Origin of the sequence: Pseudorhodobacter sp. MZDSW-24AT, from assembly GCF_002794355.1 — a bacterium.
Classification (GTDB): Bacteria; Pseudomonadota; Alphaproteobacteria; order Rhodobacterales; family Rhodobacteraceae; genus Pseudotabrizicola.
In genome coordinates this window covers 22,392-45,089 of record NZ_PGOI01000009.1, presented here as the reverse complement: position 1 = coordinate 45,089, position 22,698 = coordinate 22,392, and the positions used below count along the sequence as shown (strand labels likewise).

Here is a 22,698-nt window from a genome sequence, read left to right as displayed (position 1 = left end):
GGCTGCTTGCGGCCGAGGCTGTGTGAAAACTCGCTCGAGCATTGTCGGCTGCAGAACGATGTTCTTCCACACACACTGCTATGAGATTCTGTTCTGCCGCGATGCGCCACCTGGCGCATGCAGAGGAAAATAGTCTTGTCAGATTCCTAAGATCTGAGTTTTCACACAGCCTCGGCCCATACCGGTCATTCGTGGAAGTCGCAGCAAATGACTGGTCTTGAGCCCGGGGCGCATGCAATAGAAAAGTCTATCGTCTTGGAATGCGGGTGATATCTATACAATTAGTCGAGCATACTGGGCGTTGAAACAAGACCCAGTTCAGAGAGCATGAAGCATGGGTCACAACTACAAACCAACCGCAATCACAAGAGTTGGCTTCGCATACCAAGACTTGGTTGCCGCAGAGACACTGCTTGACTTCTATCGTAACCCCAAAAAATATTCATGGGTGCAGGTAGAAGCATCCGACCAGTCATTCCGGGCCGTGGATGACGTGGTTGCGTGCTTGGCTGATGGGCGCTTCGAAGTTACACAAGTCAAATTCGCTGTTGACCCGAACAACCCAAAGACAGCCCTCGATTGGGAATGGCTGCTAGTGGCGAAGCCCACAGGAAGATCTCTACTTCAGCACTGGGCCGCACCAGTATTGAAGATTTTGGATGATGGCTTGCTGGCAAATGCCCGTCTGAAGACGGATCGAAAACCGGATGCGGAGTTCTATAAATCTTTGAAGGGCAACCGTGTCGTTTATTCGAAAATTCCTTTAACAATTCGCAAGCGAATTATCGCACAGCTTGGATCGAATGCAGACGCTCAAAAGTTCTTTAAAAACTTTGATTTCATTCACTCGCAGCCCATACCTGAGGATCTTGAAGCTACTCTCTGGGCGCGTATAGCATCTGACACGGACAGTGCTGGCTGGGCATTGTTCCAGAAACAGCTCCAACTTTGGGCGACACAAAAAAATTGGCCGGGCCCTGACGGGCGCATCCGTTATATCCATCTCCAGCAAGCTTTTTCCCCCGAAAGAGCCAGGCCCCTTCCCCAAGATTTCACCGTGCCAGAAGACTACTGCGTGCCGGACGAGAGCTTTTCTGACGATTTCTTTTTGCGGGTACTCAATGACGATGGCGTCACGGTTCTTTGGGCCCCTCCGGGGCGTGGTAAAAGTACTTTTCTCAGCCACTTTAAGTCGAAACTCGATGCTAAAAAGGTTGTGTGTATACGGCACCACTACTTCCTTAGCCTCGATGACCGATCTGAGGGAAGGTTCCACTTCCAAGCCATTGCACGGTCGCTAGAAGCCCAACTTCAAGAGGCGATGCCTGACTTGAGAGTGCGGCAGCATAGTACTTTGGGCGAAACGATTGAACAAGCGGCCCGGAAAGTCGTCGCGGAAGGAAGGCGCCTTATCGTGATCATCGACGGACTCGATCACGTCTGGCGAGAAGGCCGTGATCGTGAGCACGCCGCAGAACTCTTTAACGCGCTTATCCCCGTCGTACCGGGCACCCATCTGGTAGTTGGGACCCAGAAGATTGCGGAAAAGGACCTTCCAACAAGGATGCTGGAAAAAGCGCCTATGGAAGGATGGGTCGAGCTTCCTCTCATGAACCGCGCTGCTGTTGACGGCTGGATTGCAACACAACACCGCGCAGGAAGGCTGAATCTCTTCCGATGGCCTCACCAATCGAACGCGAAGGCGCTTGCAGCGGTTTCTGATGCTTTCTTCTGCATATCCAATGGCCTGCCTCTGCATCTGATTTACTCATTCGAGGCCGTTGCCCGTGTTGGCAATGAAGTGACGCCAGACCTGGTTCGCGCGCAGCCGGCCTGCCCCAGTGGAGACATCCGGGATTATTACGCAGGGTTTATGTTGCAGCTTTCTCCACGCGGGAAGGCAATTTTGCACGTCCTAGCTGGTCTCGACTTCAGTCCGCCGCCGTTTGCTCTCAACAACTGCTTCGGCGTGGACGATCAGAGCATCTTGGGACTGGCGGAGATCTGTCATCTCCTCGACTTTCGAGAGATGGAAGTGCGCCCATTTCACGGTAGCTTGTTCGCCTTTCTTCGAGATGATCCCAGTCACCATTCAACTTTCATGGCCAACAGCGCACCGACTTTGTCATGGCTAGAAACAGAAGCGCCTCCCTACTGGCGAGAGGCGTGGCTATGGATCACTCAGGCAACACGCGGAAACGCACAGAACCTAATCGAGGGACCTTCCCGTGACTGGGCGTTGTCCTTCGTCACTGCGGGATATCCAATCAACCGCTTGATCAATGTATTGAATCATGCCGAACAGGCCGCTTTCGAAGTATTCGATTTGGCAAGCGCCGCGCGTCACCGACTTTTGAAGATTCGTGCGATAAATGCTGATGAACTGCAGCACGATGAACTGGCCCGGGTTTGGTATGTTGCGGCCGCTTTAAGTGGCGACATTTTTGTCCCGGCCGTCCTTCGTGCTGACCTAAGTAACTTGCCTCCTTCGCTGATCCCGGCGCTCGTGCAGATGACCAACAAAAGTCAGCGAGATGCGCTTGTCGGCCTAGCTGTTGAGGAACTTAACGGACGCATCACCCAGAACCGTCAGCACGAGTATATCAGCAATGACCAGCAAGGCGAACTTGCTCGGGCTGTAGTCTCAGTCGTTGCTGCAAGCAAAACGAGCGCGGTCGCCCACGTGCTTCGCTTCGCACGGCGGTCTGCCCAGCCGGATCCAATCGCTGCCGCTTTTGCTCAAAGTGCGCGCCTTATGGGGAAGGTGGCTTCCGTCTTCCAAGCGGGCAAGAGCTTCACGGGTGTCGAGTTCGACCGCGAACTATTTGCCTGCCTGTGTCTCGAAGGCCTGTCGCCCGCCAGTCAAACTCCATTGAAAGCTGAAAAGCATCCAGCCATTCGCTGTTTGGGCGTCGCCAAGGGTGACACAGTCAAAGGCAGTAACTCAGGCAAAAATCTGTCCACGCTTTTCGCAGGCGCTGACGGCCCGGCAGATCGCCACCAGACGGATATTCGAGGGATCGTCTACAATAATTTCATGTCTGCACTTGCGGCTGCTCTTGCGGGAAAGCCAACAAAAAGCTGGGTAAATATCCCGGATCATGCATCGGAGAGCTGGCTCGCGGGTGCAGTACGTGCGTTTGAAAAACTCGCGCAACGCATTGCTGCACACTGGGCCAACACGAAGCGTTGGCCATCTCTCGGTGACGTATTAAGTTGGTACGATGGGCAACCTTGCTACGAGCGTGGGTATGACGCTCAAAGCCGTTTCATTGCCGTGCGCCTTGCGCTTATCGACGCTGCCTTTGATCTTTGCCTCATAGGTCGAGGGCTTGATGCGGCGTATCAAATCGACAATGCAGCTTTTTCTGAGGCGCGTACATCAGCCTTCTGGCTCAATGAACTTTGGCTGGAAAAGCTTACAACACGCCGGATATCATTGCATGATCCGGCTAGCGCAGAGACGTTCATTGCGACTTACATGGACGAACTTGCTCGAACCGTGACCGAGTTCAACGAGCGAGCTTCCTTGTTCGGCAAGCTGGCTCTTACCGCGTACGACCACAACAAACCTCAGCTCGCAGCTCAGGCTCTGAGACAAGCTGTCGATTGTTTGTTTGGGTATGGCTGGCGGAAGGATGCCTTCGCCGACGATGTTCTTACAGCGTTGGAAATGATGATCGAAGCAGGGGATCAGGAAGCCAAGCAAACCCTCTTGGCTCTAGCTGGCGCGTTTCACCGCATCACCGACTACACCGACGGCGACGGAACAAACCACATCCGCAGCGAATATTACACTGCTGTAGCAAGGCATTTTCCTGAACGTATCGCGCCCATGCTGAACGATCTAATCAGGGCTGAGGACTGGCGTTATGCCGAAGATTTGTACAAGGAGCTTCCCTCTCTCCCTTTGGCCCAGAGCGTAGAAGGCGCTGCACTTTTTTCCACCTTCATCATGCCTAACGAACGGATCGCCGTAGAGAAATCTAACCTAGCGTTGGACATAGCGACGACTCTCCGCCGTAAAATAGGGCCAAACGTCAAACACGCTCGCAAGGCAGATCGATACGCCACCGAGAGCCATCAGAATTCGGAAAAGGAAAGTGCGGAAGCTCCTAAACCCGGCGATTTTCCTCCGGGAAAGCTTTCGGAGCTGATTTCTCAGCGTAGACGTCTAAGTCTTTTCGATATTTCTAGATCGACCGTCACTGAATGGCTTAATTATTGGGATGCTAAGGGACGGGGTGTGGCGGCGCTGACCGATTTGGAGTCTGGGCTGTCCGAACCACTACTTCATTTAGAGGTCGAAAGCGGCCTTGATACCGCGGCTGAAATTGCGGCGAAGCTTCACGGTCGCAGCGAAGCATTCAAGTGGTTGGTGCGGGCCCACATCGCACGCTATGGCTGGCAAAGGTATCTCACAAGCAAGGACGAGGCGGAAGCTCGGCTCGAGCTTGTCGCTCGCGACCACAGGGCGCGTTGGAAAGACTTCGTCCGCGAGACCAGCAAACCCGCGCTCAACCTTCGAGAAAGTAGAAACGGATTGGTAATCGGCTTCACGCGGCTTATCTATTTCCTCATCCAGGTTGGCGAACTTGAACTCGCCAAAGCCCATACCAAAGCGCTGGTCGACACTTTCATGGCGGAGATTGCGCAGCAGCCACTGGACAAACCTTCATGGGCTTAGCGGTGCATACAATTGATATCTTGCTCACTCGGCTTCTATGGCCTGTGCCGCGCGTTAGGCTGGAAGCTGCCAGAGCTCTAGCAGAGCTTATCAAGGGTGGTGATCGCAATGCCGCCGAGCGCTTGCTGGTGTGGATCAGCCAGAAGAAGCTTGAAAGCGAAGTGACCCTTGGCCTCAATATCATCGAGGCTTTCAACTTGGGTGCCTATTTTGCGTTTAATGAGGTGCGGAATTCTGTGAATGCCGCGTCACACCTATCTGACTGGCTCATGAAGGCAAACTTTGCCCAAGCCAATAGGCTTTCTCGATACAGATACGCTTACGCTCCCCCAAAGAGAGCGGAGTTGCCGGAGGCGGTGCGCCGTTCGTTTTCGGCCTTCAATGGCGTGCCGCAGATGTTTCATTCCCACTTTTCCCATCTGGAGGAACAATCGGGACTGCCCTTCTGTAAACGATGGCAACATGAGTGGGAGTGGTTACAAGCAGGGGAATTTCGGAGCCAGGGCAACCCTTCCTACTTCTTCCAGGGCAACCGTGAGATAACCGGGCAGTTCGACTTCGCTGATCGTGAGAGCTACGTTTCGGCATATCTGCGGACGCTCTCCTTTGCCGCTTCCGAATGGGGGCTGCCTCACTCGATAGCGGAGCAACATTCGCGTGCGGCCCTAACCTTGAATCGCGGCCTCGCCGGGGTTGCGCCAGTAGACCGGCCCGGATGGTCCGATGGTATTCTGCTCGGCGAGCGTGACCCCAAGTCGGTTGCATCAGCCATTTGGGCCACGGCTTCTTCAAGCGCCGCTCCGGGTCAAATGCTCGCGGCTCTACGCGCCGTCGAGGTGGGCGAAACCGGCTATGCGGTGTTCGAATTTGACGTTGTAACGGGCAGCACCGCTGCCTTAGCAAGTCCAGACAAGCCTGATGATTGTCGATGGTCTTATCTGGCTAATCCAGCTCGCTACGAAGGCGGCTTCTATTCCAGTCCAGATATCGGTTTTAAGCTGAAGCCAAGAAGGCTTTGCGGCAATGCTATAACGCTTGATGTTGGGCGCGCCTTAGTGGACCTCGTTCCGCATGTACACCTACCTTCGCCTCACGCCAATCAGCCACGATCGGAGATTGCCTGCCTTGAAAGCGGAATCGAAATGCAGGCTGGTGGATCGCCTATCGCCTTCTGGGAGCACTGGTATAGTGATTGGGAACCCGCGTGCCCTCGTGGAGCCCATAGTCTAGTTGGCTACAAGACCACTGTGAAGCGCGATTGCGTGGAGGCGTTTTGCGAACGTAACTCTCTTAAAACCGCTGTATGGTGCAGCGTGAAATCAGGCACACGGCAATACCGCTACACAGAATTTCAAGATCGGGAAGAAGGATTCTGGATCGAGGTTTAATCCATATAGAAATTTGCCCTTAACCGGTCATTTGCACGTACTTCAGTGAACTTCCGCTTTCCGCCCTTTGGGGAGGTGCCGACGTGTTCGGCCCATATCAACCGCTCAAACACAAGAATTAGCGGAAACTTCACTCCTCCGAAGCAGACGCTCAAGTTAGTCGCAAAGGGGGTAATTGCCCATCTGTTATGTTGGAGTGTGGACAACAACAGAGTGTTGAATTCCTGTTGAGGCCCGCTTAAATATAGGGTAGGACCCTATGCTATGAGCCACACATCACATCACAAATCGACCCTGATCGCCCGCGTCCGACGCCTGAGGGGACAAATGGAGGCGATTGAGCGCGCCCTTGAGGCCGAAGCGCCCTGCGCTGAAGTCCTGAACCTCGCGGCGTCGGTCCGCGGGGCGGCGAATGGTCTCATGCTTGAATTGCTGGAAGATCACCTGCTCAGCCATGTGGTCGAGGCTGAAACCGATAAGGAACGTGCGGCAGGCGCTACGGAGTTGATGGAAGTGATGCGGAGACACATGAAATGACCCTCGTTTCGAACGCGGGCGCACCGCATGATCACAACTTTCTTGGGAAGAATCACGAGCGCAACGAGCGTCGCACATGGGTGGTCATTGCCCTGACAGCCTCAATGATGGTGGCCGAGATTGCCGCAGGGACGATTTACGGTTCAATGGCCCTACTGGCCGATGGGTGGCACATGTCCACCCACGCGTCGGCCCTTGTGATCACGGCCCTTGCCTATCGCTATGCCCGCAAACACGCGCGCAACCCGCGTTTTACCTTCGGAACGGGTAAATTGGGCGATCTGGCCGCCTTTGGCAGTGCGACCGTTCTAGCCATTGTCGCGCTTCTCATCGGTTGGGAGAGCCTGATGCGACTCTACAGTCCGGTTGCAATCCGCTTTGACGAGGCGATGCTTGTCGCGGCGATCGGGTTGCTCGTGAACCTTCTAAGCGCATGGTTGCTCAAGGACGATCACCACCATCATCACGGCCATGCGCATGATCATGGCCACGACGAGCACGATGACCATGAGAATGATCATCACCGCCACAGTCCGTCCTATGGTCGGGACAACAACCTGCAAGCGGCCTATCTGCACGTCCTTGCGGATGCGCTGACCTCTGTCATGGCTATCGCAGCGCTTTTGGTAGGGCGCAGCTATGGTTTGACTTGGCTGGACCCGGTCATCGGTATCGTCGGCGCGCTTGTAATTCTGCGCTGGTCTTGGGGCTTGCTGCGTGACAGTGGGGCAGTGCTGGTAGATTACCTGTCCAAGGACGAAGACCTTCCAGATGAGATTCGTTCAGCCATCGAGACTGAAGCTGACGAGATCACCGATCTGCATGTTTGGAAACTTGGCCCCGGCCATCACGGTGCCATCGTTTCGATCATCAGCACACAGCCGCAGGCCGTCGGGGAATATCGCCGCCGCCTGGCAGGCTTGTCAGAGCTGTCCCATGTCACGATTGAAGTGCAGATGCGCGCGGCATGACCTGCGCGTCGGCACTCGACGCGATAGTCACAATTCATGTCGAGCCACAGCGTAAGGCAAACACACCGGTGTCAACGTGCTGTTGTCCCCGATTGGTCGACCTGCTGGGAAACAACCTGAAACACCTTCCTATGGTGGCATCTGGTGCAGCTACCCATCGGGCAAGGCGTTGAAATCTGGTTTTCAAACCGAATGACCGCTCTCGCACAGAGAGTAATCTCATTCCCGGATTTGTTTAGGGCCGCTCTCCGCCCCTTCCGTCGATCTCCTGGACGTCGACGTGCTCGGCCCCGAGCCGCCGGTCGAGCCTCGTCGGTGCTGCGCGGCCGCATCCCCGAAAGCCGACACTCGGCCGACGCCCCAGCAATGTCCAGACAACGATGGCCGCGAAGCAGACTGAACCAAGCGCTTGGTGCTTTCCCAAGGTATGATGCCACCCATCGATCGAAGTCATCACTCGACACTCCCCATCGCCTACCACTTCGTCAATTTCTCCCCAAAGTACAGCACTTTAATGTAGCTCTGCCCCGCGGGAACCGGCCATTGAAAGTGTAGGCGAAATTGGGGAGTTCTGACTTTTCCGTGCCAAGAGCAATAGACATCGCCCCCGTTGCTGTTGTCGCGGAAATTGAACACATGCTTGTCCTGCGGCTCTTCGTCGGAAAACAACGCCTTGCCACCCTGGAAATAGTCCTCGAGCAATCTCAGGGCAGGTTCGGACAGGGCGCCATCGCTGCCGATACCTCCTGCGAGATCGTCGAGCACCTTGAGCAGCACGAACCCGCGACGAACGACATTTCTATGGAAGGGGTGTTTCTTGAGCCCTGCGGTGAAATTCTGCTCATCGATCATCAGGTTGGGATAGCGGCTGATGCAGGCGGAAATGAAGTTGTCCCAGTTCTCAGGTTCCACTTCGATCGAGCTGTCCAAAGCTTCCAGCCCAGCCAAATCCCAATGATTGACCACCGAGGCGATCCAAAGCGGCTCACCAGGCAGGCCCTGCAGCACCTCCAAAGGCGATCTCTCGAACCGGGGAGACGATCCGTGGGTCAGGCTGAAGGAAGACGCGGCCTCGCCGACGAGAAGCTTCCGCCCGGCAGCGCCCAAACCCTGATCGGTGACATCATCCTCATCCAACCACCAAACGTCATCCACCGTTTCCATCGGTTCATCATCGGAGAACGGCCCGCTCTTTCCAAGCCAGTTGAGGAGAAGCGCCCGTTCCGTCTGGCGCGCGGCTGCGACTATTTTGTTCAGCGACATAGTCCCGACAGCAGGTCTGGAAAGCAGTCCCCGCGAGATCACTAATCTGAACCTTCGCTTCTGAGCCTTTGCGAAGATACCAAGAAGCGCGTCAACTGCCTGTTCGCGCGTGTCGAATTGGCCGCCAAGCGACAGATCGTTCAGGTGGATATCCATCTAGTCCAACAGCCCGAGAAGTTGGCCAAGGTCGCTTTCTGCCTGATCGAAAAAGCCCGGCGGCCAGCGATCAATCTCGCCGCTATCATCAATATTCAGCTTCTGAACACCATGGTTCTGTTGGGAAGCGCCGCGGAAGAAATATACTGCTGCCTGGCTTGGAGCCAATGACCTCTGCTGGATGGCAAGGCGGACGCCATTAAGAAAATGATCGCTATGGGTTTCGACCAGCATGCGTACACCCGCTGCCGCGAACCGTGCGACGATCTTTCCCAATTCCGATTGGGCGCGTGGGTGAAGATGCGCTTCCGGACTGTCCACGATCACCAGTTGTCCAGGCCGGGCGGCCAGCATCGCGACGATCAAGGGAAAGGCGTAAGTCAATCCGAAGCCGATGTTTCCCGGCCTCACCCATCCCGAGGATCTAAGTGCGAGATCGAGCCTAATCAGATCTGACCCGATTAATTGGTCGGTATTGGCCATCGCACCGGGGAAAAGCTGCGACAGATAGGCATCGACCTGGCCACGCACGGTTGTGCGTTCCTCGCCCGGATGCCGACGCTCCTCGGGGACTTCCTCATCCGCGATCTGAAAGTGCCAATAAGGCGCGAACTCCCCCGATTTCCCGACATCGCCAAAAGGTGTCGTGATCGGCGGGGACGGCCAGGCCGTGTTGGAGAACAGCCGCGAAGCACCGAGGAACGTCAATCCACTGACCTTCTCGCACAAGGCCGATGCGGCATGGCCGATGGGCGCTGCGACACGTATCGTCTCGAGGGCTTCGCCATCGGCAAAGAACCGTGCCTTCTCGACCTTGAGGTAGCGGACCCTGCGCTCTGCCGTCAGGCTCCACATCGCTTGGACGCCATCCTCTTCGAAAGCGATCGCGATGCGTCCTTGGCTCGCTGATCTCGCAACGTCATGTGCGGTCCCGAGATGCAGCAAAGGTCCGTCCAGATCGATCCTGTCGCCATTGGGCGCGATGCGAAGCGACTGGCTCACCAGAAGCAGGGTCTGAATCGCGGTGGACTTTCCCGCGCCGTTGAACCCAGTAAAAAGTGTCAGACCCGAAAGGTCGAGTTCAAGGTGATCAAAGCACTTGAAACCCTCGACAGATATACGAAAGCTCATACCAAATATCCCGCGAATTTCTCGAATGCCTTTTCGAACCGGCCCGTCACCTGACTCCCACTGTTGGTCGAGTAGCTGACCTGGAAGACGAATGCATCGTCCTGCATCAGGGAGATCACCTTGTTTTTGAAGCCCGCTTCATCCGCCAACAGATGGTTCTCGCTTATCTTGGCGAAACAAAGTGAGAAGACATCGAACATGGAGATATTCAGCGGGGTGCGCGGTGCATTGGGATTATTATCCCGCAGCGATTTCCGGAAAGCCTGCAGGCCGAAAAGACGATAGTTCCACTTCATGGAATGGCGGAAACGGTCCTGCATTTCACCAAGTTCCGAGGGGGAGGCTGAATTCATATGCGCAAGCGCCCGCGCCAGGAACTCGTCCATCTCACCGCTCACATAGGACTTGTGGCCCAAAGAATAGAACGCGGCGAAACGGTTTATGGCTTCTCGATCCCGCATGGTCTTTGACTTTAAGGACCCTGCGTTGACCTTCTGAAACTCCACAGAGGCAGCCTGTTCCCGCAGCCATTGCGTCGCATTTCCCGAATAAAGCGCGTTGCGCATCTGCTGACGGGTGAGCGGCGACCCGCTGTTCACACGGTCGAATATATCGAGGCGAGCAGCCTCGGGTGCCTTCCTGTCGAGAATGTACAGTACCAGCTGAGTGTCTTCGATCCGCTCTTGTAGCCTCGGCTCAAGATCTTTGAAGAACTTTCCCTCCAAATAGTGCGGAGTACCTTGCTTGGGACTCAGGCCACTAAGCTTGAACTCGTTATTTAGGAACCGTGAGAAGGTCGTTAGGCGCTGCAGTCCGTCGACAACGATAATGCGGCCATCCGTCGCCTCTGCCACATAAAATACAGGAAGTGGAATGCGCATGACGCAGCTCTCAATGAGCTTTGACTGCTTCTCGACGTCCCACACGAATGCCCTTTGGAATTCGGGATCCATGATATAGCGGCCTTTGCCGATGCGTTCCACAACCTCGCGAGCGGAGCGCGTCTCGGTTCTGACCATTACGTCTTCCAGAGGATAATCCTTACGAGATGCCTCTGGTTCCAAGTCGAGCCCCTCGACATCGTCATTGTCCGAATCGGCATTCGACAAATTTACCATCGTGAACTCCCTTCAGTCTGCTCCAGACGTATCATACTTCGTCGGTAGAGGAAGCCCGACGCGCCGCAGCGGGCGGTCAACACGCGCGGTCGTCCGCGCTTCAGAACCAGCACAAGTTCACCTCGCCGAGCGTTACATGACCGACCGCTTTCACGACTTTGTTGCGCCTACCACGCTGCACAGCCATCAGTCTGCTTTCCGCCCGATGCGAAGATGGTGACAGGATCGACATGCCCGGCCCTTTTCAGCTGTTCGCAACTTCTGCTCTGCCTCTTTGAAGCGGCCGTTCGCGGAGGTTGGGTCGCGCACCAAGAGGGCTGATCGTTCGGGCTATACATGCGCAATGAGCTTATGTGAGAGGCCAGTTGGCGCGCCGCATCTCGGCTCGACACCAATCGGCGAAGAGAGCATCTATCTGGCCGGCGAAGGCAATTAAGCCGAGCAAGTGCTGCCTGAGACCCTCCACCGACGCGAACCCCCGCATCTTCGCATGCTGCGCCGGCCCGTGATCGGGATGCGCCACGAAGTACAAATGCATCCGCAGCCTGGAACGAAACTCGCGAGAGAGACGAGGCCGCGTCCCATCCACGAGCAGACCCAGAACGATTTTTCGCGCCCCTGGCGATACGATCGCGGTCTTCGCACGGTTCGGCGACAGCCCACGATTGATGAGGGCCTGGTAGATCTGACCGATCGCATCCTTCGCCCTGGCGCGGCCGAAGGACTTCCTTCGGGTGGAGAACGTAAGGTCGTCAGCGTAGCGCGAATAGCGAAGCCCAAACTGGGATGCGAGCGAGGTTAAGACTTCGTCCAAATCTCGCACGGCAAGGTTGGCCAGCATCGGGCTTGTCGGTGCGCCCTGTGGAAGCACGCCAATGAGAGTGCGTGGATAGACGGAGTATCCACTTCCACCATAGTATTTTGGCTTTCGGCGCTGAGGTAGGAAGCTGGTCGGATGCCTGTGATCGTCCCGAAGACGCGTACAGATCCGAGCGAGCTCGAACGCGACAAGCGGCTGATACCCTCGCTCGCGAAAGACTCGGTGAACGTCGATTTCGGTGATCGACTCGAAAAAGTCACGCACATCGATCTTGATCATCCACTGCGCACGGCAGTGAACTCCCGCTGCGGTGATCAGGCGGTTTCCAGGAGCAAATGCCTTGCTAGCCCCGTGACAGGGGGCCTGTCGCAAGATCTCAGTAGCGATCCACGTCTGGACCTGTAGCAGTCTCGGCTCCGGTACAGCGATAAAACGGTAGCGAGGCGCTTCTCCAGGGATAGGGCGCTTCCGGATCGTGAATTCTCGATACGGGTCGTCCCCTTCCCTCGCGACGTAAGCATGGAGTAGGCCGGTCTCTACGCCGCAGAGTTGCGCCAAATGCCCGATCGTAAGAACTGGTGGTCCATGGTTCGGACGGGTGAGCGTGTATTCCGCCGCCGCGACCGCACGTTGCAGAAGCTCCTCGTCAATGCCTGCTTGGCGCCCTGCATCGAGATAGTGCTGAGAATGCCAATCGTTCATCTACTATTCACCCGACAGGGTGACCTCGATCGGAGCACAAGCGAGGCACGCGCAGCGCCGACCGCAGGTCGTGTGCTTCGATCGAGGTTAGCATCAAGCACCAGCTTGACCGTGAGCACGTCGCAATCGACGGCCCAGAGACCTCGTCCATCGCTGAACGATGGCCCCAACGGTGCCGCAACCGGCAACCACTAGACATCGCGCGGCATTCTCAGCGATTCTGGAAAGTAAGGCTTTTCGTTCAGTTTGGGAAGGACCACCTGTGCCTCCGAGTTCGCCAAACGCCTCACCACCACCCGCCCCCGTTCCGTGAGCTGCTGGTACTGGTCAATCCAACCGCGCTGGCGGAGCTCGACAAAAGCCGCGCGCACCCTAAAGAGTTCGAGCCCCAATCGTCCCGATACCGCTTCGGCATGTCGCGGTGACCTTCGGAGCGCGGACAATACGATCGTCTCGATATCCAGCGGAACGATAGGACGAGCGGGCACGCTAGTTTGCGCCGCTAGTTTCAAGCGCTCTTCTTCATGCGCCTGCACCGAAACGGATTGAAAGGGAGAGCCGGCCGAGATTGTCGTGCGCTCAGGGAAGAGTGCTCGCCTCAAGCGGGTTGATTTCCAGAACATCGCTGGAGCGTTGTTAGGCATACCATGACCAAACGCGATGAGCGCGCCGATCTCATCGAAGCCAAGAGGCTTCGAATCCGGGGGCGCGTGGCGGATGCAGAGATCTTCCATGCGCGCTGCTTCTCCGGGTGGAAAGGAGGTCCGGATCGTCGGACAGCGCATCTCGACGAAGACCTGTGGCTGGCTAGGATGCCTCTTCACACGCTCGATGCCCGCCTCTGTTCCGGCGTAGGCGACGACCTCGAAGTGCAGTCCAGCAGCGCCACGTCGCGACCACCAGCTGCGGACTGAAGTGCTTCTCCATGCCGCGTCGAGATAGGTTTCGATGCGCGAGCCCGAACCGATGAAATCGGTAACCAAAATAAACCGGCGGATGCACTTGCTTCGAAACGTGTCCGGGCCTGGGCTGAGGAAGACATTCTGTTGGTGGGTCTTGCGGAACTGCGTGAGGATGTTCCCCACCACACCTTCGCTGCCGATCAACTCGTCGATGTAGCGCTGCTGCGGAACGAGGGCCGGCCCTCTACTTCCGACCGTTCTGACAATCCTCTTGCCCTTCCGTGCGGAGTTGGCGCGCTTCTCTTCATTTTTGAAGAGCCGATTTGGCTCACCTTTCCACTTTCGACGCTCGGACTCATTGAACAAAGCGACCGGACCTGGTTCGCTCTTCAGTCGTTCTTCAAGCAGTCCAATTATCTTCTCGCGCAGGAGGTCACTCGGAACGAGCGTTACGAGGGCGAGCAACTTTGCTGCATTGGCGCGATCTGAAATCCCGAAATGATCCAGCCACTGAGTCGCATCGCTCTGAATCAGGACGGCCTTACTCATTGACTATCAACCATCCTTTGGAAAAGTGTCCCACTTAGCCCAGTGCGGAAGGCAAGCGCCACCTAAGACTATTGCATTATACGTCAATTCCAATAGCCGCATTGCCGTAGAACTCACGAGACTCGTTGTCTACTGCTGCCGGAAGCGCTTGGTCGGGTGTCCCATGTTGAAGACGGCTTCAGGTCGGTGAGGTCGGACAGCTGCCAATCAGCAGGCAGGCCAAAGCTACCTTTGGATGGCGGTGGGCGAACGGCAGTTTTGTCGGCCTTCCTCTCGGCCAGGGCGGCGCGCCGACCGGCAGCTAAAATGTGCATTCCCGCCGTTTGTCTAGAGTGAGACGAATGGCAGCTTTCCGCCCTTTACGTCTCCCTTGCGGCATTGGCCTCGATCGTGTCGCAATTTTCGGCCGCCCATTCGCATAGGGCAAACAGCGGCTTCACCAGCGTCTGGCCCAGATCGGTCAGCCGGTATTCCACCCAAGGCGGGTTCTTGTCGGCATAGACCTTGCGCGCGACCAAGCCATCCCGCTCCAGCCCGCGCAGCGTCATGGTCAGCATCCGCTGCGAGATGTCTTCGACCTCGCGGCGGATCTGGTTAAAGCGTTTTGGCCGTTCGGACAGGATCAGGATGATCAGCACGGTCCATTTGTCGCCAACGCGTGACAGGATCGGCGTGATGCGCGCGCACTCCCCGGGCACAGACATGTTCCCTAGTTTCATTTCTGTGTCTCCTTGTGCGATCTGACGCTTACTCTAAGTGTCCTGGTTCCAAATAGTAACCACACTGGATCATCACAATGTGCAATCTTTGCAAGGCCGGATTCCCGCAGCCCCATCGCAATCCGACGCGCCGGGCGTTCTTGCGCGGTGCGCTCGCCTCTGCGGCGGCGGCGGCGTTTTTGCCCGCCTTCCTGACGCGCCCGGCAGCGGCGCAAGAAATGCCAAGCGGAGTTGGCGACGCCGGACGGCGCACGCTGATCCGGGGCGGACATATCCTGAGCCAAGACAGCGCCATCGGTGATTTTACCGGCGATATGCTGATCGAGGGCAGCCGCATCCTGCAACTGGCCCCACAGATCGACGCCCCTGATGCAGCAGTGATCGACGCCACGGGCCGGATCGTCATGCCCGGCTTTGTCGATACCCACCATCACCAGTTCGAGACATCGCTGCGGTCATATCTGCCCAATGGGATTATGTTCGCCGATCCGACCCGCCCCGGCGAGCCGACCTATCTGGACGACATTCTGGGGATATTCTCAAAACTCTACCGTCCTGAAGACGTCTATATCGCGCAGCTTTTCGGCGGGCTCAGTCAGCTTGATGCCGGTGTGACCACGGTGCATGACGTGTCGCAGATCCACCATTCCCCGGCCCATTCCGATGCGGTGATCGCCGGGATGCAGGCTGTGGGCCGCCGTGGCGTCTTTGGCTATTTCGAAGGCTATGGCCCCGACCTCGCCTATCCCGGCGACGCGCGCCGCCTGCGCGATACGTATTTCGCCTCAGACGATCAGTTGCTGACCATGCTGATGGGCGGCGAAGTTTACCTGCCCGGCGTCGATCCGCTTGAATTATGGCGGCTGGCACAGGATCTGGACCTGATGATCGGCCTGCATGTGGTGGGGTCTCTGGGCATGCGCGAGACGATGGACGCGCTGATCCCGCATTACACCGACAAGCACCTGTTCATCCACATGACCGGCATGTCCGATGCGGCCTGGGCCCGCGCGCAAGAGGTGGGCGCGCATGTCTCGCTCGCGGTGCCGATCGAGATGCAGATGCGCCATGGCATGCCCCCGATCCAGAAGGCGATTGACATGGGCATGGCCCCATCGCTTTCAGTCGATGTGGAATGCACCATGACGGCGGATTTCTTCACCCAGATGCGCGGCCTGATGACCGTGCAGCGGATGATGGCCAACCAGACCGCGCTGGAACAGGGTCCGGAGGCAGCTCCCGCCTTGATGAGCGTGCGCGACGCGATCACTTTCGCCACGATCAACGGCGCTGCAGGCCTCAAGCTCGACCACAAGACCGGATCGCTGACCCCCGGCAAGGAGGCTGACATCATTCTGCTGGACGCCGACGCGCTGAACGTAGCACCCCTGAACAACGCCGCCGGTGCGGTGGTGACACTGATGGAACGCTCCAACGTGGAAAGCGTGCTGGTGGCAGGCCAGATCAAGAAATGGAAGGGCGCCATCGTCGGGCATGACATTGCCGCCCTGCGCAACCAGATCGTCGCCTCGCGCGACTATCTTTTCGAGACGGCGGACGTCGCGGTGCCGCTGTTCGACTGATCGCGCTGCATCACAACCCCACGCCAAGCAGCCCATGTGCGGCGTGGGGTCCCCATCGCCTACCGCTGTGAAGATCTCAACGGCCCACAAAGCCACCGCTTATTGTGTGTTGGGGCTTGTTTTCCCATGTAGCTTGGTCGCGCACCGGCAGGGATGTGGGTGCAGAAATGGGCAAAGTTGTAGGACCTGATTCAGCTGGATGAGTTTGAAGGATTGGACAAGACACTTCTGAAAATCCACTTGCCAGTGCTCTAGTGACCTATCGCTGAACTTTCCTCCAGCGTGGACCTGAGTGGGTTGCTGATTTGGTCTGCCTACGTTTTCTGCACCGCCAAGACACCAAGGTTTCCGCTTTTGGTCACGACAGTGGGCAGACTGCGCAAGCGGCTGAAGTCCCTTTGGTAATCAGTCTTACCATCTGCTAATTATGACTAAGCATCACTTTCGGAGTCGATCGGTCGAGTGTGCACGCGCGCATGAGATCTGACGCATCTTCCATATCTGGTAATTTCATAACAACTGCCAACAGTCGATCCGTTGAAATGTCCAGATTGGCATCGCACGTTAGACGTTCGAGCTTTGCAACGATGTCTTCGGTTGTGAGCGCCCTAGCGCTGTCGCCCTTCGCATTCATCACGAGGCGACCGATCCGAACGCCTTGCGCATATTCAAATACCAGTTCGGCCGCCCCGACTGGCATCGCGGCATCCTGAAGCACGATGACCTTGTCTCGCAGTGTAGTGATCGCAGGGTCGGCAACAGCCGCGTCGGAGAAATCCGCCAGTCCCGCCGAGTTGCGCGACAGCACGGCCGCCACAGCATGCTGAGCGCTTACCTGAGCCTCGCGGCCGGACCGGATCGTCGGGCGATCGGCGCGCTCGGCAAGCAGGGGATGTCCCTTGACAGTCGCGCGAACCAGACCTTCGGGTCCGGCACCTTCTGCCACCAGTTCAAGCGTGGCCTCGATGACTGGGTTGAGAACCACGCCGCATGGATAGGGTTTGTAAGTGTTGCGCAATAACTCCCATGTCTGGCCCAGCCCCTCAGTCAACCTGTCGAGAAGCGGATTGTCGGCGGTGACATGGATGAACCCGCGCGGGCCTTCGAGCGGCAAGTCAGGGCCCTTGAGGCCGTCCTGAGCCAGAAGGGCGGCGCGCAAACCATTCTGCGCCGCATTGCCGACACCTATGCTTTTTGCCATTGTGCCAAGGGTTTCGACCAACCCCGAGGATTGCGCCGAAGCAATACCGAATGCATGACGCATTTGCTCAGCGTTAAGCCGCAGCACTCGTGCCGCCGCTGCGGCTGCGCCGAAAACACCGCAGGTGGCTGTGATGTGCCATCCGCGCCGGTAATGGCCAGGTGAGACGGCATTGGCGATCCGGCATTCCACTTCGACGCCAACAGCAAAAGCCTCTATTAAGATGCGACCGCTCACTGGCATGATCTCGGACAGGGCCATCAGGACTGGCAAGACTGGAGCGGTAGGGTGCAGAATGGTGCCTGGATGGGTATCGTCAAAGTCGTGAACGTTTATGCTAAGCGCGTTGATATATGCGGCTGCGAGTGGGTCCAGCCGATCTGTCCGCCCGATCAATCCGCAGGACCTTGGACCAGAGAAGCGCGATGCAAGGCGGAGGGCGGGCAGTGTCTCAGGGTCGGCGCTGCCGGCAAGGCCAGTGGCGATGCCGTTTAAGATGGAACGCTGCGCTTCGTTAATCACCGCATCGGGCAGGATGATATCGCCGGCTGCAAAGCCAGCCAATGCATCGGATACAGAAGGGATCATCCGATGGTGCCGCCCCTGACCTGAACCCCGGCCCAAGTCTCGATAGTGCGGACCATTTCGGTCAAATCGCCATCTTCGCCGAACTGGCCCTTGGTCGCCAGAAGCAGCTGGCGGGCGGCACTGCCGACCATCATCGGGACACCCAGAGCGTCAGCTTCGTCCAAGCACAGACGGGCATCCTTGGCAGAAAGGGCCAGTGCGAAGCCGAAGTCAAAATTGCGGGTCAGGACATATTTCGGGATCTTATCTTCCGAGGCGTTGGATCGTCCGCTGCCCGAATTCACCACCTCCATCAGTTTTGCAGGGTCGACGCCAGCTTTCTGAGCCAAGACGCAGCCTTCTGAGGCGACGGCCAGAGCGGTGACGGACATAAGATTGTTAATGACCTTGATCAGCTGCGCCTGCCCTGGCCGATCGCCGACATGGTTCACGCGGCCGAAGCATTCCAAGATCGGGCGGATCTCGTCAAAGACTTCTGGAGCGCAAGCAGTCATTAGCGAAAGCTTACCTGACTCTGCCCCTGCGACCCCACCGCTGACCGGACTGTCAGCGGTCGCGACCCCGTAGGCCGCCAGCCCCTCAGCCAGCGCCTGCGCGCCGCGCGGTCCCGAGGTGGAGAGATCGATGACGATCCGCAGGCCTTTACCTTCGGACAAGCCTCCATCACCCAAGGCAACCTTCTTCACGATATCAGGTGTCGGGAGCGAGAGCAGCACGATCTGAGCATTGGATGCAACTTCGGCCGGAGAAGCGGCCGGATGCGCACCGGCCTCGGCTAGGGCATCCATGGCTGCGGAGCTCGGGTCATAGATGTAGACCGAGTGGCCGGCCGCTAGCAGGCGGCGTGTCATAGGGTTGCCCATCCGGCCGATGCCGACGAATCCAAGGGTAAGACTCATGTCTATATTCCATTCTACGAGTGGGAAAGAGGAGCTTCCGGACAGCGAGCTGCGCGCCCGGGAAGGAGGGGCGGCCTCAGCCGCCCATCTGCTGCGGCAGCCAGAGCACGATCTGCGGGAAGATATACAGCAGTGCGATGAAGCCCAGCATCAGAACGATGAAGGGCACGGTGCCCATCATGATATCGCGCAATGGCGCGTCGCTCATCCCACGCAGAATGAACAGGACGATACCGACCGGCGGTGTGATCAGCCCGATTTCAACCAGAATGACCAAGACAATTCCGAACCAGATCGGATCTACACCGATGGCCATCATGATCGGATAGGTTACCGAAAGTGTCATCAACATCATCGAGATCGATTCGACGAACATGCCAAGCACAATGTAAAAGACGCAGATAACTACCAGCACCATCCAAGGTGCGAGCTGCGCCTCTGTTACGGCGGTTACCATGGCACGGGGCAGCCTGAGGAAGTCAAAGACCCAGCCGAAGATCGAGGCACCAATAACAATTAGCATGATGAAGGATGTAACTTTCACCGTGTCATAAAGAACGAGGTATAGATCCTGAAAGTTCATCCGTCCTTGCTGGATGCAAAGCAGGAATGCGGCACCGGCGCCAACAGCACCAGCTTCGGTGGGTGTTGCGATGCCGAAGTAGAGGGAGCCAAGGACTGCAAAGATGAGCGTAAGGAAGGGCAAGACTGCGATCAGTGATTTGATCTTGGCCGACATCGGAAATGCCTCACCCTTGGGCACGGCCTGTGGTGAGACATAGGACCAAATCAGCACTGTAACCGAGAAAAGCGCGCCAAGGAGCAGTCCAGGAATGATACCGGCTACGAAGAGCACGGTAATCGGAGCACCAACGCTGTTGCCATAGATGATCATGGCGATCGAGGGTGGGATCAGGATGCCCAGCGTCGCTCCAGCAGCGACGAGCCCGTAAGTTAGGCGGTTGGAATAACCGCGGCCGACCATTTCGGGTGCAGCGACACGGCCCAGCGTTGCGGCGGTGGCAAGGCTGGAACCGGAGACTGCAGCAAAGATGGCAGATGCGCCGACTGTGGCATGACCTAGGCCGCCACGGGTGCGACCCAGCCATGTGACCAGCATGTCAAACAGTCGGACAGTCACTCCGGAATGCACCAAGAAAGCCCCCATCAGCACGAATGTCGGCACGGCTGTTAGAGTGAAAGAGTTGATCGAAGACCAACTCCGGTCTGCCAAAATCGGCAACTGCGGTGATTTGATCATGAACATCAGGCCCAGAAGCCCGATCAGACCCATGGTCGCCCCAACCGGCACGCCTATCAGCAAAAGGCCAAGCAGCGCGATAACTAGAACTAGCCCCGTCCCGAGCGCGCCCATCGAAAGCGTCAGATAGAATGCGCCTCCAATCAACACCAAAATGCCCAGAGTAACCAGACCGACGCGTGTCCCGCTCCAGGCGAAAGCGGCGAGAACGTTACCGCCGACTAGAATCAGGGTTGCCCAATCCATCCTGGTTCCAAAGAACCGCTGATCACGCAGGCCAACGATAGCGAGACCAACCACGATTGCCACGATAAGGGCGGGCAACGCATATTGACGCCATACCTCCGTGGGTGCCGTTTTGCGCAGAATACCACCAAGCAGGGCCGCGACGAACATCAGGTAACCCACCACGACCGGCGTTTGAGGAATCCATTGCGGTGTTGCCAGTAGACCCCAATCACGTGACCCGTTTTGATATTCCGATACTGTGAAGCAAAACATCTCCCAGCCGGTCACGGCCACGAAAATCAGACTCAGCCACAGCCCAACCAACTCAAGGGTGCGGCGGGTGTCCTTTGTGACATTGTCGATGACGACCTCGACCTGAATATGAGCATTCTCGCGCTGGCTCACGGCCAGACCGATGAAGACCATAGCAACGAAGGCATAAATGCTAATCTCCGCCACCCAATGCGTCGGGCGGTTGAAAGCCGATCGCATGACAACTTCGTAGATCACAATGAGCGTCATGAAAGCGAGCGTTGCTGCCCCCAAAAGCCCAGCGGCGCGCGCCATGCCCTCCGTCAACCGCAAAAACAAGCCACCGGTCAGGCCGATGTCCTCGGGCCGATTTGTCGCGATGTCGGTTGAGGGTTCAAACCCCTGCGCCACGGCGGGCGCCGCGTTTTGGCCTGTCATGTCCGTCTCCTCCGCATGGGGTGCCCCCTTCATTTGACGAAGTTGATAACACGCACTCGGCTTGACAGACAATAGATTGTGTTATCGTATGTTAGTAGAACGAGGATACAGGAATACGTTTTGGCTTTCAGCCAGCGCGATACCATTGAGATGAAACTTCCTGAGGAGGAGAAGATAATGAATACAAAATCCAGCCTTGGCCGCCTGCTTGGCGCTGCCGCGATCAGCATTTTCACTGTGGCCCCGGCTATGGCCGAAGTCGAATTCGAACTTACCATGGGCGTTATCACATCGCCCGGCGATGTTTACACCGCTATGACGCAGGGTTTGCCGGAGCGCATCCTTAGCGCCACGGATGGCCGGGTGGAGGTAACCGTCAGCGATTCGCTCGTCGCGCCAAACCAAGTCGCCGGTGCGGTCCGTGATGGCCGCTTGCCGATGTCGGCTGCACTGCACACCTACATCTCAGCCGAAGAACCGCGCATGGGCATCTTCAATTTGCCGGGTCTGATCAACAATATCGACGAATACGTAAAGGTTCGTGAAGCCTTCTGGCGCGAAGACGTGAAACAGATCTGGGGCGAGCGCTGGAACGCCGAGATGCTAGCCGATGGCGCCTGGTGCCCAACCGCTTTGTTTTCCACCACCCCGATCCACTCAGTTGAGGATTTTAAAGGCAAACGGATCCGTATCCACAACCCACAGACAGCTGAACTCCTGAATGCGCTCGGCGCATTGCCGGTGCCGATGCCGACGTCGGAAATGGTCCCCGCGCTTGAGCGTGGCGTTATTGACGGCGGCTTGACCTCAATCTGCGTCGGCGCTGCGATGGAACTGCCACGCGTGGCACCGAATGTTCAGGACTGGGCCATGTCGCCAGTTACTGGGTGGGTGATTTTGGTGAACAAGGATACTTGGGCTGAACTGCCGGATGACATCAAGGCGCAGATGACCGAAGCCATGGCCGAATTGCAGGAGGAGGCATTCTCGACCTACCAGACCTATGTCGATACCGCCGTTGCCAAAGTGCAAAGCTTGGGCTCAGATCTCTGGGTCGCGCCAGATGATCTAAAGGCCGCCGCTGCCGCAGAACAATACGCAGGGCCGGCCTATGCTGGCTGGTATGAAACTGCCGCCGGCCTTGGCGTAGATGGCGAAGCGTATGTTGCAAGGGTGCGTGAAGCCCTAGGGAAGTGACCGACGAAAGCTGAACTCTCCCTGAAGAATGTAAAAGCTGGCCTTGCAACTGCATGGCCAGCTTTGACATTTTGTAGGCTCGTAAGATAATGTCGAAAAGTCACGCAA

15 protein-coding genes are annotated in these 22,698 nt (G+C 57.1%); 6 read left to right on the top strand and 9 right to left on the bottom strand.

Going from position 1 to position 22,698, the window contains the following annotated elements; translation table 11 throughout:
- Positions 1 to 334 precede the first annotated feature (334 nt).
- The 4 genes from CUR21_RS13480 to dmeF all read left to right on the top strand — a co-directional run bounded on the left by CUR21_RS13480 (position 335) and on the right by dmeF (position 7,583).
- Positions 335 to 4,687, top strand: coding sequence for an NACHT domain-containing protein (locus CUR21_RS13480; RefSeq protein ID WP_100197588.1), 4,353 nt, complete (start codon positions 335 to 337; stop codon positions 4,685 to 4,687).
- Entirely contained in the window at positions 4,678 to 6,075 is a 1,398-nt protein-coding gene (locus CUR21_RS18650; RefSeq protein WP_157792023.1) for a hypothetical protein, read from the top strand. Before CUR21_RS13480 ends, CUR21_RS18650 begins: the two co-directional genes overlap by 10 nt.
- 264 nt (positions 6,076 to 6,339) lie before the next feature.
- Positions 6,340 to 6,612, top strand: a complete 273-nt coding sequence (locus tag CUR21_RS13475) for a metal/formaldehyde-sensitive transcriptional repressor (protein ID WP_100197587.1) — start codon at positions 6,340 to 6,342, stop codon at positions 6,610 to 6,612.
- Complete coding sequence (dmeF, locus tag CUR21_RS13470) at positions 6,609 to 7,583, top strand: CDF family Co(II)/Ni(II) efflux transporter DmeF (RefSeq protein ID WP_100197586.1); 975 nt, start codon at positions 6,609 to 6,611, stop codon at positions 7,581 to 7,583. Before CUR21_RS13475 ends, dmeF begins: the two co-directional genes overlap by 4 nt.
- 474 nt (positions 7,584 to 8,057) lie before the next feature.
- On the opposite strand, the gene CUR21_RS13465 is transcribed toward dmeF, so the two are convergent.
- The 6 genes from CUR21_RS13465 to CUR21_RS13440 form a co-directional block, all read right to left on the bottom strand.
- The gene (locus tag CUR21_RS13465) at positions 8,058 to 9,002 is read right to left on the bottom strand and encodes a hypothetical protein (RefSeq protein WP_100197585.1); all 945 of its coding nucleotides are present in this window, start codon (positions 9,000 to 9,002) and stop codon (positions 8,058 to 8,060) included.
- The gene (locus CUR21_RS13460) at positions 9,003 to 10,133 is read right to left on the bottom strand and encodes a DUF3696 domain-containing protein (protein WP_100197584.1); all 1,131 of its coding nucleotides are present in this window, start codon (positions 10,131 to 10,133) and stop codon (positions 9,003 to 9,005) included. It abuts the gene before it with no gap.
- The gene (locus CUR21_RS13455) at positions 10,130 to 11,251 is read right to left on the bottom strand and encodes a DUF262 domain-containing protein (protein ID WP_198431708.1); all 1,122 of its coding nucleotides are present in this window, start codon (positions 11,249 to 11,251) and stop codon (positions 10,130 to 10,132) included. The genes CUR21_RS13460 and CUR21_RS13455 overlap by 4 nt, the downstream gene beginning before the upstream one ends.
- 349 nt (positions 11,252 to 11,600) lie before the next feature.
- The gene (locus CUR21_RS13450) at positions 11,601 to 12,773 is read right to left on the bottom strand and encodes a reverse transcriptase family protein (RefSeq protein WP_100197583.1); all 1,173 of its coding nucleotides are present in this window, start codon (positions 12,771 to 12,773) and stop codon (positions 11,601 to 11,603) included.
- Positions 12,774 to 12,964: 191 nt separating this feature from the next.
- Complete coding sequence (locus CUR21_RS13445; protein WP_100197582.1) at positions 12,965 to 14,224, bottom strand: hypothetical protein; 1,260 nt, start codon at positions 14,222 to 14,224, stop codon at positions 12,965 to 12,967.
- Positions 14,225 to 14,583: 359 nt separating this feature from the next.
- A complete protein-coding gene (locus tag CUR21_RS13440; protein WP_100197581.1) occupies positions 14,584 to 14,943 on the bottom strand; it encodes a helix-turn-helix domain-containing protein in 360 nt (119 codons plus the stop codon).
- Between the two features lie 77 nt (positions 14,944 to 15,020).
- Here CUR21_RS13440 and CUR21_RS13435 point away from each other — a divergent pair, with 77 nt between their 5' ends.
- On the top strand, positions 15,021 to 16,526 hold the full coding sequence (locus tag CUR21_RS13435) for an amidohydrolase family protein (protein ID WP_100197580.1): 1,506 nt from the start codon (positions 15,021 to 15,023) through the stop codon (positions 16,524 to 16,526).
- 421 nt (positions 16,527 to 16,947) lie between these two features.
- Here the strand turns inward: CUR21_RS13435 and CUR21_RS13430 are convergent, their stop codons facing one another.
- The 3 genes from CUR21_RS13430 to CUR21_RS13420 form a co-directional block, all read right to left on the bottom strand.
- A complete protein-coding gene (locus CUR21_RS13430) occupies positions 16,948 to 18,315 on the bottom strand; it encodes an MmgE/PrpD family protein (RefSeq protein WP_100197579.1) in 1,368 nt (455 codons plus the stop codon).
- Positions 18,312 to 19,214: an NAD(P)-dependent oxidoreductase gene (locus tag CUR21_RS13425; RefSeq protein WP_100197578.1), complete on the bottom strand. Its 903-nt coding sequence runs from the start codon at positions 19,212 to 19,214 to the stop codon at positions 18,312 to 18,314. The genes CUR21_RS13430 and CUR21_RS13425 overlap by 4 nt, the downstream gene beginning before the upstream one ends.
- A gap of 76 nt (positions 19,215 to 19,290) precedes the next feature.
- Positions 19,291 to 21,393, bottom strand: a complete 2,103-nt coding sequence (locus CUR21_RS13420; RefSeq protein WP_198431707.1) for a TRAP transporter large permease subunit — start codon at positions 21,391 to 21,393, stop codon at positions 19,291 to 19,293.
- Between the two features lie 120 nt (positions 21,394 to 21,513).
- On the opposite strand from CUR21_RS13420, the gene dctP reads away from it, so the two are divergent.
- Positions 21,514 to 22,590, top strand: coding sequence for a TRAP transporter substrate-binding protein DctP (gene dctP, locus CUR21_RS13415; RefSeq protein WP_198431706.1), 1,077 nt, complete (start codon positions 21,514 to 21,516; stop codon positions 22,588 to 22,590).
- Positions 22,591 to 22,698: the final 108 nt, after the last annotated feature.

Bases quoted from the DNA above. Each gene is read 5' to 3' on its own strand.
- CUR21_RS13480 (WP_100197588.1), top strand. From the start codon at position 335: ATGGGTCACAACTACAAACCAACCGCAATCACAAGAGTTGGCTTCGCA.
- CUR21_RS18650 (WP_157792023.1), top strand. From the start codon at position 4,678: ATGGGCTTAGCGGTGCATACAATTGATATCTTGCTCACTCGGCTTCTA.
- CUR21_RS13475 (WP_100197587.1), top strand. From the start codon at position 6,340: ATGAGCCACACATCACATCACAAATCGACCCTGATCGCCCGCGTCCGA.
- dmeF (WP_100197586.1), top strand. From the start codon at position 6,609: ATGACCCTCGTTTCGAACGCGGGCGCACCGCATGATCACAACTTTCTT.
- CUR21_RS13465 (WP_100197585.1), bottom strand. From the start codon at position 9,002: ATGGATATCCACCTGAACGATCTGTCGCTTGGCGGCCAATTCGACACG.
- CUR21_RS13460 (WP_100197584.1), bottom strand. From the start codon at position 10,133: ATGAGCTTTCGTATATCTGTCGAGGGTTTCAAGTGCTTTGATCACCTT.
- CUR21_RS13455 (WP_198431708.1), bottom strand. From the start codon at position 11,251: ATGGTAAATTTGTCGAATGCCGATTCGGACAATGACGATGTCGAGGGG.
- CUR21_RS13450 (WP_100197583.1), bottom strand. From the start codon at position 12,773: ATGAACGATTGGCATTCTCAGCACTATCTCGATGCAGGGCGCCAAGCA.
- CUR21_RS13445 (WP_100197582.1), bottom strand. From the start codon at position 14,224: ATGAGTAAGGCCGTCCTGATTCAGAGCGATGCGACTCAGTGGCTGGAT.
- CUR21_RS13440 (WP_100197581.1), bottom strand. From the start codon at position 14,943: ATGAAACTAGGGAACATGTCTGTGCCCGGGGAGTGCGCGCGCATCACG.
- CUR21_RS13435 (WP_100197580.1), top strand. From the start codon at position 15,021: ATGTGCAATCTTTGCAAGGCCGGATTCCCGCAGCCCCATCGCAATCCG.
- CUR21_RS13430 (WP_100197579.1), bottom strand. From the start codon at position 18,315: ATGATCCCTTCTGTATCCGATGCATTGGCTGGCTTTGCAGCCGGCGAT.
- CUR21_RS13425 (WP_100197578.1), bottom strand. From the start codon at position 19,214: ATGAGTCTTACCCTTGGATTCGTCGGCATCGGCCGGATGGGCAACCCT.
- CUR21_RS13420 (WP_198431707.1), bottom strand. From the start codon at position 21,393: ATGACAGGCCAAAACGCGGCGCCCGCCGTGGCGCAGGGGTTTGAACCC.